At 66.8% G+C, this 15444-nt stretch carries 9 protein-coding genes; 7 read left to right on the top strand and 2 right to left on the bottom strand.

Features of this window, described 5'->3' with window-relative positions; translation table 11 throughout:
- Positions 1-23: 23 nt before the first annotated feature.
- A complete protein-coding gene (locus AC1DXS_RS18550) occupies positions 24-1880 on the top strand; it encodes a peptide transporter (RefSeq protein ID WP_477738943.1) in 1857 nt (618 codons plus the stop codon).
- On the opposite strand, the gene AC1DXS_RS18545 is transcribed toward AC1DXS_RS18550, so the two are convergent.
- On the bottom strand, positions 1832-3106 hold the full coding sequence (locus tag AC1DXS_RS18545; protein ID WP_477738942.1) for a cation:dicarboxylate symporter family transporter: 1275 nt from the start codon (positions 3104-3106) through the stop codon (positions 1832-1834). The genes AC1DXS_RS18550 and AC1DXS_RS18545 overlap by 49 nt on opposite strands.
- A gap of 175 nt (positions 3107-3281) precedes the next feature.
- Here AC1DXS_RS18545 and AC1DXS_RS18540 point away from each other — a divergent pair, with 175 nt between their 5' ends.
- Positions 3282-4211 (top strand): LysR family transcriptional regulator, encoded by a 930-nt coding sequence (locus tag AC1DXS_RS18540; RefSeq protein WP_477738941.1) that lies wholly within the window; start codon positions 3282-3284, stop codon positions 4209-4211.
- 92 nt (positions 4212-4303) lie between these two features.
- A complete protein-coding gene (locus tag AC1DXS_RS18535) occupies positions 4304-5215 on the top strand; it encodes a LysR family transcriptional regulator (RefSeq protein WP_477738940.1) in 912 nt (303 codons plus the stop codon).
- A 25-nt stretch (positions 5216-5240) separates the two neighbouring features.
- On the opposite strand, the gene AC1DXS_RS18530 is transcribed toward AC1DXS_RS18535, so the two are convergent.
- Complete coding sequence (locus AC1DXS_RS18530) at positions 5241-6194, bottom strand: ornithine cyclodeaminase family protein (protein WP_477738939.1); 954 nt, start codon at positions 6192-6194, stop codon at positions 5241-5243.
- Between the two features lie 242 nt (positions 6195-6436).
- On the opposite strand from AC1DXS_RS18530, the gene AC1DXS_RS18525 reads away from it, so the two are divergent.
- The 4 genes from AC1DXS_RS18525 (at position 6437) to AC1DXS_RS18510 (ending at position 15419) form a co-directional block, all read left to right on the top strand.
- Positions 6437-7324, top strand: coding sequence for a dienelactone hydrolase family protein (locus AC1DXS_RS18525; protein ID WP_477738938.1), 888 nt, complete (start codon positions 6437-6439; stop codon positions 7322-7324).
- Positions 7325-7609: 285 nt separating this feature from the next.
- On the top strand, positions 7610-10639 hold the full coding sequence (locus AC1DXS_RS18520) for a ShlB/FhaC/HecB family hemolysin secretion/activation protein (RefSeq protein ID WP_477738937.1): 3030 nt from the start codon (positions 7610-7612) through the stop codon (positions 10637-10639).
- Between the two features lie 15 nt (positions 10640-10654).
- The gene (locus tag AC1DXS_RS18515; protein ID WP_477738936.1) at positions 10655-14560 is read left to right on the top strand and encodes a beta strand repeat-containing protein; all 3906 of its coding nucleotides are present in this window, start codon (positions 10655-10657) and stop codon (positions 14558-14560) included.
- On the top strand, positions 14547-15419 hold the full coding sequence (locus AC1DXS_RS18510) for a dienelactone hydrolase family protein (RefSeq protein WP_477738935.1): 873 nt from the start codon (positions 14547-14549) through the stop codon (positions 15417-15419). The genes AC1DXS_RS18515 and AC1DXS_RS18510 overlap by 14 nt, the downstream gene beginning before the upstream one ends.
- Positions 15420-15444: the final 25 nt, after the last annotated feature.

The following is a 15444-nucleotide window of genomic DNA, read 5'->3' as shown; positions in this document are numbered from 1 at the left end:
AAGGGCATTGACGGAAGGGCGCGATGGCCGACGACATTTTTTCGCTCGAGAATTTTGAGTACCTGTGCTACTCCCGGCAGCAGGAAGAGGCTGCGCGCGAGCTGGTCAAGCTGCTGCTGCTCATAGACAGGAACTACGGCAACCTGGACGGCAACTTCGCGCTCAGCCTCCCGTCGGCCGTGGGCGTGCAGGAGCGCGACGCGCACGGCCTGACCCGCATCACCAGCGCCATTTCGGCCCTGTTTTCCGACCCGGGCTTTCACGTCACGCCCAATGGCTTCGGCCAGCTCATCAACTTTCAGCGCTGGCTGTCGGCGCTGTTTGCCGCCAGCGCCTTCGTCAACTGCGACCACATCCTGAAGTCGCTCAACTTCCTGGGCCCCGGTGCGCCGGAGTTTCACGTGAGCGAGCAGAACCTGGTGAAGTTCTGCATCCTGTATTCGCCCGAATCGGAAATTCCGCTGGACGCCGAACTGCTGTGGCAGCAGAACAAAAAACTTGCCGCCGCGCTGTTCACGGCACTGCTCTCACCGCGCTTCCTGGGCTCCCCCGCGGCGCATTCCAAGCGCGAGGCGCTGCTCGCCTGGCTGCCCGGCCACCTCGAGGAAATCGAAACCCTGGACTTGTTGCCGCTGGGCATCCTGCACGATGTGTATATGCATTGCAGCTACGCCGACCTGCCCGGCCGCCATGAAATCAAGCGGCCCATCAACCGCTTGATCCGCAGGAAGCTCGATGCGCTGGGCCTGGGCAGCGTGGCGACCACCGCCGTCCCCTCCGGCGCCGGCAAGCCCGTCATGCTGGTGCTGCTGGAGTGGTTCTCCGGCGGACATTCGATTTACCGCACGCATTCCAGGAGCATGGAAGCCGCGCGCCGGCATTTCCGCCTGATCGCCATCGCCTACCCCGGCAATATCGACGAGCTGGGCCGGGCGGTGTTTGACGAGGTGGTGGACTTCCAGGCGCCCAACGACATGATGGCTTGCCTGCGGCAACTGCACGCGCTGGCCGGCACCCTCAAGCCCGCGGTGTTCTACATGCCCAGCGTCGGCATGTTTCCCATCACCATGTTCGCGGCCAATCAGCGCCTGGCGCCGGTGCAGGTAGCCGCGCTGGGACACCCCGCCACCACGCACTCCGACCGCATCGACTACATCAGTGTGGAAGACGATTTCGTCGGCGACCCCGCCTGCTTCAGCGAAACCCTGCTGCGCCTGCCCAAAGACGGGCAGCCCTACCGGCCGTCGGCCATCAAGGTCTCGCTGGCGAGGCCGCATCGGCAGGACTGCGACGTCGTCAACATTGCCGTGGCCGCGACCACCATGAAGCTCAACCCGAAGTTTCTGCAGGCCTGCCGGAAGATACGCGCGGGCGCGCGCAAAGAGGTGCGCTTTCATTTCCTCATCGGGCAGGCAACCGGCCTGATCTATCCGCAGGTGCGAAGGCTGGTACGCCGGTTCCTGCCGGACGCCGAGGTCTACGCCCACCAGCCTTATCCCGATTACCTCGCCATCTTCAGCCGCTGCGACATGTTCCTGAGCCCATTTCCATTCGGCAACACCAACGGCATCACCGACGCGATGACGGTCGGCCTGCCCGGTGTGTGCAAGACCGGGCCCGAGGTGTTCGAGCATATTGATGAAGCCTTGTTCCGGCGCCTGGGCCTGCCGGACTGGAGCATTGCCGCCAGCGAGGAGGACTACGTCGCCGCCGCCGTGCGCATGGCCGACCACTACGAGGAGCGTGCCGCGCTCTACCGCCGGCTGGAGCGGCCCGAATGCCTGGACGCCTTGTTCGAAGGCCGCGCCGAATGCCTGGGTGACCGCCTGCGTCAGATCTGCTCGGCGGCGGCAGAAGGGGCGCTGCCCGACAAGGCCTGATGCATGGCCTGGCGGTCCAGCGCTTTTTCCCAGGCGCAGACGGCGATGCAGGCCACACAATTGCCGATCACGTTGGTGAGGGAGCGGCATTTCATCAGCCGCTCCACGCCCAGCAGCAAGACCATGCCGGCCAGGGGAATCAGGTTCAGGCTGGCCAGCGTCGCGGTCAGGGCCACAAAGGACGAACCGGCGACGCTGGCAGCGCTCTTGGACGTCAGCATCATGATGCCCAGCAGCGACAGCAGCTGCCAGAACCCCAGGTCGACATGTGCCACCTGCGCCAGGAAGATCGCCGCCATGGCGATGTAAAGATTGCTGCCGTTCAGGTTGAAGCTGTAGCCGGCCGGCAGCATCAGGCGCACCACCGGTTTGGCGCACCCCATTTTTTCCAGCTTCGCGACCAGGCCCGGCAGGGCGGCGATCGATGAGCTGGTGAAAAAGACCAGCATCAGCTCTTCCTTCACGTAGGCGAGCAGGCGGAAGATGTTGCAACCGGCGGCGTGCGCGACCAGGCCCATCACGACGAAGACGAACAGGATGCTGACGAGGTAGATGGCGGCGAGAAAGTGCAGCAGCGGCAGCGCCGAGGATATGCCGTAGCGGCCTATCATGAAGGCCACGGCGCCGAAGGCGGCCAGCGGCGCCAGCTTCAGGACCATGCCGACCATGCCGTAGAACACCTGCTGCACGCCTTCGATGAGCTCCAGCAGGCCGCGGCCGCGCTCGCCCACGCGCGCCAGCGCGATGCCCGTCAACAGCGCCAGCAGCAGGACCTGCAGAATGCTGCTGCCGGTGAAGGCGCCGGTGAATGTAGCGGGAATGACGTCGAGAAAAAATTCGCTCGCGCTTTGCGTGGCCGGCGCGGGCGCCGCGTGCTGCGCGGCCTCGGCGGCAAAAACCGGCGCGAAGCCCTTGCCGGGCGCCAGTAGCAGGGCGCCCGCAATGCCCGCCGCCAGCGAGAGCATCGTCATGGCCTCGAAGTAGAAGAAGGCCTTGACGCCCACTTGCGTGGCCTGCAGCCGGTTGCGCATGCCGGCGATGCCGGATACCACCAGGCAAAAAATCAGCACGCCGATAAGCATGCCGACCAGGCGCAGAAAGCCGTCGCTCAGGGGTTTCATCAGCGCGCCGGCGGAAGGGAAGAAATGCCCCAGCAGCATGCCGGCGGCAAAAGCGAAGGCCATCTGCGCGATGGGATGGCGAAGTGTTTTTCTGGTTCTGGTCATCGACCGCCCAGTCTATGGGCGATCCTGCCGTCCCACCCGGGGAGCCGCGCCGTACGGTGGTTTTTTAAGGATGGACGGCGAGTGTAAAGACGCCAAGGCGTCACCCCGCGCTATGGGCATATACATAAAATCCGTGTACTGCACCTCCCATACAAAAAAAAGATGAGCTGACGTCATGGAACTGAGACACCTGCGCTACTTCCTGATGGTTGCTGAGGAGCAGCATTTCACGCGCGCCGCCGAGCGCCTGAACATGCAGCAGCCGCCCTTGAGCCACCAGATCCGCCTGCTGGAAGAAGAGCTGGGGTTCGAGTTGTTCCGCCGCCACCCCAAAGGCGCGGCGCTGACGGCGGGCGGCGCGGTGTTCGTGCAGGAAGCCAAGGCCATCCTGCGCGGCGTCGAGCTGGCTGCGGCACGCGCCGCGCGCGCCGCGCAGGGCTTTGAGGGCACGCTGGCCATAGGCTTTACCAGTTCGGCCGCGGCCCACCCCTTGATCCCCGGCGTCATCCGCGCTTACCGCAGCGCCTATCCCGATGTTCACCTGGACCTGCGTGAAGCCAATGCGGCCGAGCTGACCGAGGGCATAGACCGGGGCAAAGTCAATGTCGCGATTTTGCGCACGCCTGTCAGCCATCCGCGCGGCGTGAGTTTTTTCTCCTTGCTCGAAGAAGAGATGCTGCTCATCCTGCCCGTGGGCCACCCCCTGGTGGCGGGCGCCGCCAAAGGCAAGATGCCGGTCATCGAGCTGCGCTCATTGGCCGACGAGCAGTTCATCCTGGTGCGCAGGCACGGTGCGCCGGGCATGTATTCGGACCTGATCGAAGCCTGCGAGCAAGCGGGCTTCACGCTCAAGATCGCCTCGGAGGTTGAGCGCATGCTGACCAACATCAGCCTGGTCGCGGCGGGGGCGGGCGTCTCCGTCGTTCCTGCCTCTATGAAGGATTTCCACCGTGAGAGCGTGGTGTACTGCCGCATCCAGAATGCCAGGCCGGCCCTCGTGGCGCCCATCACGCTGGTGAGCCGGGAAGACAGCAATTCGCCGGCCGAAAAGAATTTCCTGGACCTGGCCAAAAGCTTCGCGCGGCAGCACAAAGCCGCAAGGTAGGCGTGCGGCGGGCCCTCGGCCGGTTTCAGTGCAAAATGAGTCGGCGCCGTCGCCCTGCGCCGAGCAGGTCAGCCACAACAACCGCCGACTCCATGAGAACCCGCCACATCGAAGTCCTGCAGGCCATCCTGCGCACCGGCACCATCAGCGGCGCTGCGCGCCTGCTGCATGTGTCCCAGCCTGCCGTGACCAAGGCCTTGCAGCACGCCGAGGCGACCGTCGGGTTTGCACTCTTCAACCGTGAAGGCAAGCGGCTGGTGGCGACCAAGGAGACGCATGCGCTGGCCCCCGTTGTGGAGCAGGCCACCGGCGGCCTGGACGCGGTGCGGGAATTGGCGCGCAACCTCAAGCTGGGCGCCGACAAGGCGGTGCGCGTGGCGGCTGTTGCGTCGCTGGCCAACAGCGTGCTGCCCTCCGCGCTGCTGGCCACCCGCAAGCTGTTTCCCAAGATGCGCAGCGAGCTCAACACCGGCCACACCGAGGACATGATGCAAAAGCTGCTGATGCACGAGGTGGACCTGGCGATTGCCTTCGACCCGCCGCTGCATCCCTCGCTTGACTGCGTGGAGATAGGCCATCTGCAGCTGGTCGCGGCCAGCCTGCCCGCGCGCCTGGGGAAATATGCGCGCAACAAGTCGATCTCGGCCGAGGCGCTGGCGACCATGGAGTTGATCGAACTCTCGGGCAAGGACCCGCTGGGCCGCATCTATTCGCGCTATGCGAATCGCTTCAACTGGCAGCAGGGCAAGACCGCGGTGCGCACCTACCAGATGGCGGTGCGGCTGGCCGAACTGGACCAGGGCGTGGCCATCGTGGATTCGGCCAGCGCCAACTTTTTTTCCGACAAACTCAAAGTCCTGCCGCTGGAGCCGCGCGCCGAGTTCCCGGTCTGCGCGATGTACCTCAAGGCGGCCGCCGTCACCGACATCATGCGCGCGCTCACGCAGTGCGTCGGGGACGAACTCCAAAAAGTGCAGGAATCCACCTGGCAACCGCGCGCCTGAGGCGCCAGGGCCGGGTAGGTGATCGCTAGTACTGGCTGGCGGCCACGGCTTCATTCGCCGTGGCCTGGGCGCGCAGGCCTTCCACCGCGCATCTTGCGGCGACCAGGTCGCTCAGGCCCACGCCGACGGCCTTGAACAGAATGATCTCTTCGGACGAACGGCGCCAGGGCTCCTGGCTGCCCAGCAGCTCGGGCAGGTCGCTGATCTGCGAGATGTCCAGGCTTTTGTCGGCCAACCCGATCACGATCTCGCCGGCCTCCACCAGGCTTTGCGGTTTCCACTCGACGATGACGCGGTCGCTGCGCGCGCGGCTGACCTGGTCGATCTCGGTGCCGCCGGGCAGGCTGGTGCCCACCGCGCAGACCGCCGTGCCGCGCCGCAGCCAGGCGCCGTCGAACAGCGGCTGCTTGGAGCGCGTCACCGTGACGACCAGGTCCGCCCCGGTCACGGCCTCTTGCGGCGAAACCTGCCGCACCGCAATGCCGTAGCGCAAGGACAGCGTGTCACAGGCGCGCGAGACATCGGCCGTGTCGACGACGGCGATCTCCGAAAAGCCCATGGTTTCCTGCAGGGCCTCCAGGTGCGTGCGGCCCTGGATGCCCAGGCCGAAGAGCGCCATTTTTTTTGCGTCCGGCCGGGTGATTTTTTGCGCCGCCCAGGCCGTCATGGCCGCGGTGCGCGCGCGTGTGATCTCCGCCGCCGGCATCACATGGTGATGCTGCCGTGCCAGGTCGAAGAGGTTGACCAGGAAGTCGAACTGGCCGTTGAGGCTGGTATAGGTTTTGTACGCGGCGACGCCGCGGCTTTCCCACAGTGCGCCCATGCCGCTGAGCTTCCAGCTGCCGCAGTCTATGCGCTGGCGTGCCTGTATGGCCGCGTCGCCGCTGCGCAGCGATTCAAAAGCCAGGGGCAGGTCTCGCAAGACTTCGCGCCAGCCGATCGTGCGGCCAATGTCTTCATCGGTATAGGTATGGATCATGGAACGCTTTCGAAAAAGAGGGCGTGCCTGGAGGCCCCAAGCCGGCGCCGAGGAGAGCATCCTAAGTTGGCGTGCGGGCCCGCACTCATCACATTTGCGCGAGGCAGATAACCTGGAGTTATGGGCTCCTCCGGGGAGCCGCTTCGGCGCGCATGCGCCGGGCTTGACGCCGTGCGGCTTCGTTTGCATGATGCCGCGAGCCCGCTCTTGCCGACTGCCCTTCCTGAAAGCGAACGCCTCTCATGCCCGAACTGCCATCCGTCTTCCGCACCGCATCCAAACTCCTGGCCGCGCTGCTCGGCTTGCTGCTGCTGGCCTGTCCGGCTGCACGCGCGCAGAAAGCGCAAACCGTGAACTTCCTGAGCGAGGACGGCAAGACAACGCTGGTGGCTTATCAGTACGCGCCCGACACGCCGGGTCCGCACCCGGCGGTGGTGATGCTGCATGGGCGCGGCGGCCTGTACTCCACGCTCAAGCAGACTTTTGATGCCGACTCGCTGTCCTCGCGCCATGTCGCGTGGGCGAAGTTCTGGGTCGAGCGCGGTTATGTGGCTCTGCTGGTGGATTCCTTCGGCCCTCGCGGTTATGCGCGTGGCTTTGAAGCGGGCACCAATGACGGCAGCCGGCCGGCCAGCGTCAACGAAATCACGGTGCGCCCGCTGGACGCCTACGCGGCGCTGAAGTTCCTGCGCGCCCAACCCACCGTCGTCAAGGACCCGGTGTTTCTGCAAGGCTGGTCCAACGGCGGCAGCACGGCGCTGTCCGCGGCGTCCACCGCGGCGCCGGGCATAGAGGTGCCGACCGAGACCACGGGTTTCCGGGCATTCCTGAGCATGTACCCGGCCTGCGGGCAGGTCATGCGCAGGTACAGCCAGACTTACCGCAGCTACGCGCCCATGCTGCTTTTGATAGGCAGCGACGACGAGGAGGTCAACCCGGAACGCTGCGCGCGGCTTTCCGAAATTGCCGAGCGCAACGGCAGCGACTGGCAGTTCGTGCTCTATCCCGGTGTCGAGCATTCTTACGACACGCCCACGCGCAAACGCGAATCCGTGGCGGCCAACAAGCTTGCGGCCGAGGACAGCAAGCAGCGCGCTGAGGCCTTCTTCGGCAAATTCCTCGCGCGTTGATAGCGGCCGCACTAGGCGGCCCTCTTCCCTGATGGATTGAACGCCCGCCCCGCAGCGGGCGTTGCGCTTTGTGCACGCCGCTGGTGCGTGTGCGATGGCGTTTCGAGAGGGTGATACATATTTTTTTCGCGGATAAATAACCTTGGGTTATGGATATGGGCGGGTATTTCGAACTGGCTCCGGCAGGCAAATACCAGTCCAATAAGCAGCGGGGAGAGACCAGCTTTCAAGCACGGCGCCGGTCCGGCTGAAAGCTTTTGAAAACGACAGATGCAAGCAAACCATGTGAACAGGTCCAGAAGCCGGCCTTTTAAACCCAGCGTCATCGGCGGCTTGCTGGCGCTTTCCGGCTGTGGTGCGTTCGCGCAAGCGCCCGATGCCGGCCGCATGCTCGAATCCATCCGTGAACGCACGCCGGGCCTGAGCAACCCGGCGCCGGCGGACGCACCGGCCGTGATTGAAAAACCGGCGGAAGAAAACCGGTCGCCGTCCGCCGACGCCGGCGCGCGCGTGCTGGTGACGCAGTTCGCGTTCAGCGGCAACGATTCCATCGATGCGCAAACGCTGGCTGCGGAACTCAGCGGTTTTACCGGCCGCGAGATCGGCTTCGAGGCGTTGGCCGAAGCCGCCGCGCGCATCACGCGCTTTTACCGCGAACGCGGCTTCCTCGTGGCACGCGCCAACCTGCCCGCGCAGGACATCGCGGGCGGCACGGTCAGGCTGGAAATCCAGGAAGGCCGGCTGGGCATCGTCACTGTGGAGCCCACCAAAAATGTGCGCCTGGACCCGGGGGTGGCGCAGCGCTTCATTGCCGGCCTGGCGCCCGGTGCGGTGATACGCGAGGCCGAGATAGAGCGCGCCCTGCTGTTGCTGACGGACCTTCCCGGCATCACGGTGCGTGCCGTGCTGCGCGCGGGCGCCCAGCCCGGCACGGCCGACCTGGTGGTGCGGGTCAGCGAAAGCCCATTGGCGCAGGCGCGTTTTGGTTTTGACAACCAGGGCAACAGCTACACCGGCCGCAACCGCCTGACGGTGGAGCTGTCGGCCAATGACTGGCTGGGCCTGGGCGAAGCCTGGAGCGCCAAGGGCATCACCAGCTTCGAAGGGCTGACGGCCCAGACCCTGGGTGTGTCGGCGCCCCTGGGCGGCTCCGGCCTGCGCGCGGGCCTGGCGTATACCAACCTGCTCTACAAAATCGGACGCGATTTTGCGCCGCTGGATGCCAGCGGCGAGGGTGAGAGCCTCAGCGGTTTCGTCGCCTACCCTTTCATGCGCGGCCGGCAGGCCAACCTCACGGGCCAGTTCACGCTGGAGCAGAAAAACTATATAGACCGCGTCAACCAGGCCGGCCTGGACGTCAGGAAGTCCTCAACCCTGGCCAGGCTGGACTTCTACGGCGACTGGCGCGATGGCGTGACCGGCAACCCCGCGCTGACGAGTTATTCCCTGGGCCTGACACGCGGCCGCCTGAGCCGCGACACGATGTCCGACGCGGCCTTCGACGCGCGTTCGGCCATGACCAACGGCCGCTTCAGCAAGCTCAATTGGTCGCTCTCGCGCCTGCAGGCGCTGCCGGGCGGCTTCACGCTCCATGCTTCGCTGTCGGGCCAGCAGGCCTCGAAAAACCTCGACTCGTCCGAAGAGTTTTTCCTGGGCGGCCCGAATGGCGTGCGCGCCTATCCGCAAGGCGAGGGCGCGGGCGACGAGGGCTGGCTGTCCCGGCTGGAACTGCGCCACGGCCTGGGCCGGCTCGGCGGTTTCGGCGTGGAAGGGTTTCTGTTCTACGACGCCGGCCGCGTACGCATCGACAAAAATCCCTGGGATCCCGCGCAACTGAGCAACCACAGAAGCCTGCAGGGCGCCGGCCTGGGCCTGGTCTTCACGCGGCCCAAGGCGCTGACCGTCAGCGTCGGCGTGGCCTTCAAGCCCACCAGCACACCGAGCACCGTGGAGGCCTCGCACAGCCCGACGTTTTTTGTGCAGCTCAGCGGCGCGCCGCAAGCCTTCGCGGGCCTGGGCTCCTCGCTGTCGGACGATGCGGCGCTGAGCTCGGACAAGTTTGAGATCTACGGCGGCTTCGGCCTGGAGTTCGAGCAGGTCGCGCGCGACGGCGCGACGCCGGCCGGCCCGCGCGGCGCCACTTTCTCCGCCACACCCACGGGCAGGCAGCTGCCTTCCTACCTGCGCATCAGTGACCCCTCGTCCTCGATAGGGGTGCGCGGTGCGCTGGGCCTGGGTGGCGGGCTGGAAGCCTTCTGGCAGGTGGAGGCCGGCGTGGCCTACAAATACGTGCCCAAGACCGGTCCCAGCTCCGAGCGCCCTGAATCCAACGCGGCCACCAGCCTGCAGGATGCGGGCGTGGGCCTGCGCAGTCCCGACTGGGGGGCGGTGCGCTACGGCCAGTGGACCATGCCGTTTCGCGACATGACGGCCAAGTTCGATCCCTTCAATGACTACGGCATAGGCGGCGCGGGCGGCATCATAGGTTCGCCGGGCCTGGGCGTGGGTTCTTCCAGCGTCGCCGGGCCGGTCACCGAGGTGGGCGATGCGAACAACGACGATGCGGCCTTTATACGCAGGCAGCCCGGCGTGTGGCAGTACGCCACACCGGAATGGAAGGGCTTGTCGGCGCGCATCGCCTATTCCAACAACGGGCGCAGGGCGGCGCCCGACCTGGGCGCGGGTTCGGCCTGGGGTTTCAGCGGCTTCTATGTGAACGGGGCGCTCAAGCTCGGTATCGCCTACGAACAGCACAACCAGTATTTCGGCATTGCCAGCCTGGGCCGCAACAACCGCGGCGTCGGTTCATCGGCCACGGCAGTGACCCAGGGCACTTCGTCGCGCGACTGGGCCGTGAGCCTGGGCGCCAGCTACACGCTGGGCGCGACGACCTTCTCCATGCTGCTCGACAAGCTCTCGTACACCGAGTCGGACGTGATTCCCGGCAACACGGTGCCGGACCTGCAAAGCTACCGCCGCCGCGCCAGGCTGTTCGGCGTGACCCGCACCCTGGGCGCCTGGGAACTGCGCGCCAGTGCCGGCCGCGCCTCGCCCGGCAGCTGCGACACGGTGTCCAACGACCCCACGCTGCGCAGCTGCTCGACCGCGGGCCTGGGCGCAACCCTGGTGGCGCTGGGCTTTAACCGCACCGTCAGCAAAAACCTCAGCGTCTACGGCACCTACTCGCGCATACGCAACGACGGCTCGGCGAGCTACAACTTCCGCACCGGCGCGGTGTTCGCTTCGGCCGGCAACACGCCCGGCGTGGGCGCCGACGTGACCGGCTACGGCCTGGGTTTCAAGTACAGGTTCTGAGAAAGAGAGTCACGCATGCATGCCGTCCACCGCCGCTCGCCCCGCGCCTTTCGCCCCCTCCTGAATTCCGTGATGCTGGCCGTCCTGGCTTTGCAAGCCGGGCGGGTGCTTGCCGACGTGCTGCCGGGCAATACCTTGCCGACCAACGGCCAGGTGGTCGCCGGCTCTGGCGGCATCACCGCCTCGGGCAATGTGCTGACCGTCAACCAGTTCAGCGACAAGCTCACGGCGCAGTGGGACACTTTTAACATCGGCGCCGCGGCCAAGGTGAACTTCGTCCAGCCCTCGCGCTCGTCCATCGCGCTGAACCGCGTGATGTCCAGCGACCCCTCGCGCATCTACGGCCAGCTCAATGCCAACGGCCAGGTCTTCCTGGTCAATGCCGCAGGCATCCTGTTCGCGCCGGGCTCCAGTGTCAACGTCGGCGGGCTGGTGGCCAGCACGCTGGATATTTCCAATGCCGACTTCGCGGCCGGCAACATGCGTTTCAGCAACAACAGCGGCGCCACCGGCCAGGTGCTCAACCAGGGCACGCTCACGGCCAGCGAGGGCGGTTACGTCGCGCTCATCGGCCCGCAGGTCGCCAATGAAGGCAGCATCCATGCGCAGCGCGGCACGGTTGCCCTGGGCGCGGGCAACAGCGTCACGCTGGACATGCACGGCGACGGGCTGCTCAATCTGCAGGTGGACGGCGCCGCGCTGGCAGCGCTGGCGTCCAACAGCGGTGCCATCCAGGCCGACGGCGGGCTGGTGGTGATGGCCGCGCGCGCCGGCGGCGATCCGCTGGCCACCGTGCTCAACAACAGCGGCACGGTGCAGGCCAGAAGCCTGACAAACAAGAACGGCGTGATACGCCTGGAAGGCGGCGACAGCGGCGTGGTGGCCGTCAGCGGCACGCTGGACGCCTCGGGCTATGGCGCCAGCCAGACCGGCGGCACCGTCAAGGTGCTGGGCGACAAGGTCGGGCTGTTCGCCGGCGCGCGGGTCGATGCCTCGGGTGATGCCGGCGGCGGCACCGTGCTGCTGGGCGGCAACTGGCAGGGCTCGGGCAGCGAGCAGCGCGCGCGGGCGACCTTTATTGACGCCGATGCCCAGATCAAGGCCGATGCCGTGAACAGCGGCAACGGCGGCAAGGTCGTGGCCTGGTCCGACGAGAGCACACGCTACTACGGCAGCATCAGCGCCAAGGGCGGTGCGGTGAGTGGCCAGGGCGGTCATGCCGAGGTGTCGGGTGTCAACTTCCTGGACTACGCGGGCACGGCGGACCTCACGGCGGCCCGCGGCAGCGCCGGGTCGCTGCTGCTGGACCCGACCAACATCACGATCTCGACGGGGGCCAACACCGCGACCTGGAACGGCAGCAACACCTTCACCGGCTCGGGTGCCGCGTCCATCCTCAACACCACCACGCTGGTCAACCAGCTGGGCACGGCCAATGTGACCGTGAGCACGGCCAGCGCCGGCGCCTCGCTGGGCGACATCACGGTCAGCAACGCCATCGCCTACAACGGCGCGACCGACCGCACCCTGACCCTGCTGGCCAACCGCGACATCAACGTCAACGCCAACATCACCTCCGGCACGGCCAGGCTCAACGTGGTGCTGAACTCGGCCTCCGCCGGCGGCGCAGCCGTCGGCTCGGTGTCGCTGGGTTCCGGCGCGCAGATCGTGAGTAACGGCGGCAACATCACCATTGGCGGCGGCGCCGATCCCACGACCGGTTACGCCACCGGCGGCGGCGTCACCACCATAGGCTTTCGCATGGTGGGCGGCGGCAGCTTGCTGAGCAGCGGCGCCGGCAACATCCTGATCAATGCCAAGGGCGCGACGGGCCAGGCCTTCTCCATGGGTACCAGCGCCAACACCATCCAGAGCACCAGCGGCAATATCACCATCAATGCCCGCAATGCCGACGCCACGGCCTTCGGCATGAACAGCGGCACCAACATCATCCAGTCGACGGGCACGGGCAACATCAGCATCAGCGCCGAATCGACCGGTAACGCGCTGGGCATGACCATGGGCTCCAGCGGTACCAACACGATCCGCGTCGCGGACGGCGTGTTGAGCATCAACGCCAAGTCGACGGGCTCCAGCAGCGCGCTGGCCATAGGCTCGGGCACCAACACCCTGCAGGCCACCGGCAGCGGCAGCCTGTCGCTCACCGGCAACTCAAGTGGTTCCGGCAACGCCGTCTCCATGATCACCGGCACCAACCTGATGCGCACGGCCGGCGGCGATATCAGCATCAGTGGCACGGCCACGGGGACGGGCAGCGCTATCGTGCTGGGCGACGGCGCCGCCCAGGCCAAGGTTGAATCCACGGGCGCGGGCAACATCACGCTCACGGCCAACCGGCCGGTGGCGCTGAACCTGGCGACGGTCAGTTCGGGCGGTGGCAACATCACCGTGTCGGGAACGGGCGCGGGCGCGACGCAAGGCATCTCACTGACCGGCGGCAGCAAGATACAAACTGCTGGCGCGGGCGGCATCACGCTCACGGCGGCCAACACCGGCGGCAGCGCCTTGCTGATGGGCTCGGGCAGCAACCTGGTCGCGGCCTCAGGCTCCGGCAACGTCACGCTCGATTTGCAGTCCAGCAACGCGGGCTCCGGCTCGGGCCTGACCATGGGCAGCGGCGGCACGAATGCCATACGCACGGCCGACGGCACGCTGAGCATCAATGCCCGCTCCGCCGGCAGCAGCAGCGCGCTGGCGCTGGGCTCGGGCAGCAACACCCTGGAAGCGACCGGTGCCGGCCAGCTGGTGCTGGCCGGCGCGGCCACGGGCTCGGGCAACGGCATCTCGCTGGCCGGCGGCACCAACCAGGTCAAGACCGCCGGCGGCAACCTGTCCATGTCGGGCAGCAGCACGAATGGCGGTGACGGCATCACCTTCGGCTCGCTGAGCAATTCCGTGCTGTCGCAGGGCGGGAACATCAGCCTGAGCGGCAGCAGCACGCGCGGCGTCGGCGTGTCCATGGCCACCGGCGCCAACCTGGTACAGGCCGGCGGACAGGGCAGCCTCAGCGTCAACGCGCAGTCGGCCAGCACGGGCTCCGGCTCCGGCCTGGGCATGGGCACCGGCGGCACCAACACCTTGCGCACAGCGGACGGTGCGCTGACCGTCAATGCGCAATCGGCCGGCAGCAGCAGCGCGCTGGCGCTGGGCTCGGGCACCAACCTGATCGAATCCACCGGCAGCGGGCAAGTTGTGCTGGCCGGCAAGGCGCTGGGCTCCGGCAACGGCATCTCGCTGGCGGCCGGCGGCACCAACACGGTCCGCAGCGCGGGCGGCGACCTGACGGCCACCGGCACGGCCGTGGGCGACGGAGACGGCATCAACATGGCCAGTGGCAAAAACAGCTGGCTCACGCAGACCGGCAACATCACGCTGTCGGGCATCGCGGCGGGCTCGCGCACCGGCATCGCGATACGGCCCAGCACCGATGTGGCGACGATTGAAGCGGCCGGCGCCGGCAACATCAGCTTCAAGACCGACAGCTACGACAGCACGCCCACTTCCACCGGCACGGGCTCGGTGCGCATCGCGAGTGCCGGCGGCGTGCTGGCCATCGAGCAGCTGACGCCTGGCACCACCCTGGGCATAGGCGAAGGCGCGACCGGTCAACTCAACTGGAGCGGCGCGGAAATCGGCCAGGTCGCCACCGGCTTCTCCTCGGTGCGCCTGGGCAATATGCTGTCCGGCGCCATCGATATGCGGCCCCCGTCCTTTCTTGCGCCCGTGGTGCTGCCGGCGCGCTCCAGCGATGCGGCACGCCAGCAGGCCGCCATCGTCGCTTCCACGCAGGGCGAAGCGCCCGAGTCGGCGGCGGCCCATGAGCCCAATGAGAGCACGCAGGCTTTGCGTGTTGAAGAGCCCAATTTGCTGAAGGTGGAGGGCTTTGATGAAAAACCTTGAACCGTGGCGGTTTGTTGCGTCGGCCGCATTGGCTTTCAGCTTGGCCTTGCCCTGCCTGGCGCAGGAAAAAGTGCAGTTCCCCAGCCTGGACCGCTGGCAGGGCCCCGAGCGGCTGGTGCTGGACGGCTACCTCTACAAGCCCGAGACGCAGGGCCGCTTTGTCGCGCTGGTGATGTTCCACGGCTGCGCCGGCGCCCTTGGAAAAAACGGTGCCGTCACCCAGCGGTTTCGCGACACCGCCAAGCTGCTGAACGGCATGGGCTACGGCGTGCTGTTGGTGGACAGCTTCAACCCGCGCGGCGAGCGGCAGATCTGCACCGTCAATCCCAAGGCCAGGGCCATCCAGGAAGAGCATCGCTGGCTGGATGCCTACGGCGCGATCGAATACCTCAATACGCGGGCCGACGTGGTGCCCGGAAAGATTGGTGCGATYGGTTTTTCGCACGGCGGCACGGCGGCCGTGCAGGTGATGAATGCCGAGCTGCCGGTGAAAAAGCAGGGCGCGCCCGGCTTTGCCGCGGCTATCGCCATGTACCCCGGCTGCGCTTCCACGCTGGCCGCCAGGCCCGACTATGTGGCCTACGCGCCGCTTCTCATCCTGGCCGGCGAGCTCGACGACTGGACGCCGGCCCGCTACTGCCAGAAGCTGGCCGAACGCAGCAAGGAACGCGGCCAGCCCGTGGACATTGAAATCTACCCCGAGGCCTACCACGGCTTTGACGAACTGAGCCCCGTCAAGCTGCGCGAAGACGTGGTGCGCAGCGGCAAGCCCGTGCATGTGGGCGGCAACCCCGCCGCGCGCGTCGCCGCCCATGCGAGGATCCGCGAATTTTTCGCCAGACACCTGCCGGCCCAGTGAGCCGGCGCCCCATCCCAACATTCCA

The organism is Polaromonas sp. P3_B1 (assembly GCF_056402935.1).
This window is presented reverse-complemented; position numbering and strand designations above follow the sequence as displayed.

Excerpts from the sequence above, each read along its gene's own strand:
- AC1DXS_RS18550 (WP_477738943.1), top strand. The coding sequence starts at position 24 with ATGGCCGACGACATTTTTTCGCTCGAGAATTTTGAGTACCTGTGCTAC.
- AC1DXS_RS18545 (WP_477738942.1), bottom strand. The coding sequence starts at position 3,106 with ATGACCAGAACCAGAAAAACACTTCGCCATCCCATCGCGCAGATGGCC.
- AC1DXS_RS18540 (WP_477738941.1), top strand. The coding sequence starts at position 3,282 with ATGGAACTGAGACACCTGCGCTACTTCCTGATGGTTGCTGAGGAGCAG.
- AC1DXS_RS18535 (WP_477738940.1), top strand. The coding sequence starts at position 4,304 with ATGAGAACCCGCCACATCGAAGTCCTGCAGGCCATCCTGCGCACCGGC.
- AC1DXS_RS18530 (WP_477738939.1), bottom strand. The coding sequence starts at position 6,194 with ATGATCCATACCTATACCGATGAAGACATTGGCCGCACGATCGGCTGG.
- AC1DXS_RS18525 (WP_477738938.1), top strand. The coding sequence starts at position 6,437 with ATGCCCGAACTGCCATCCGTCTTCCGCACCGCATCCAAACTCCTGGCC.
- AC1DXS_RS18515 (WP_477738936.1), top strand. The coding sequence starts at position 10,655 with ATGCATGCCGTCCACCGCCGCTCGCCCCGCGCCTTTCGCCCCCTCCTG.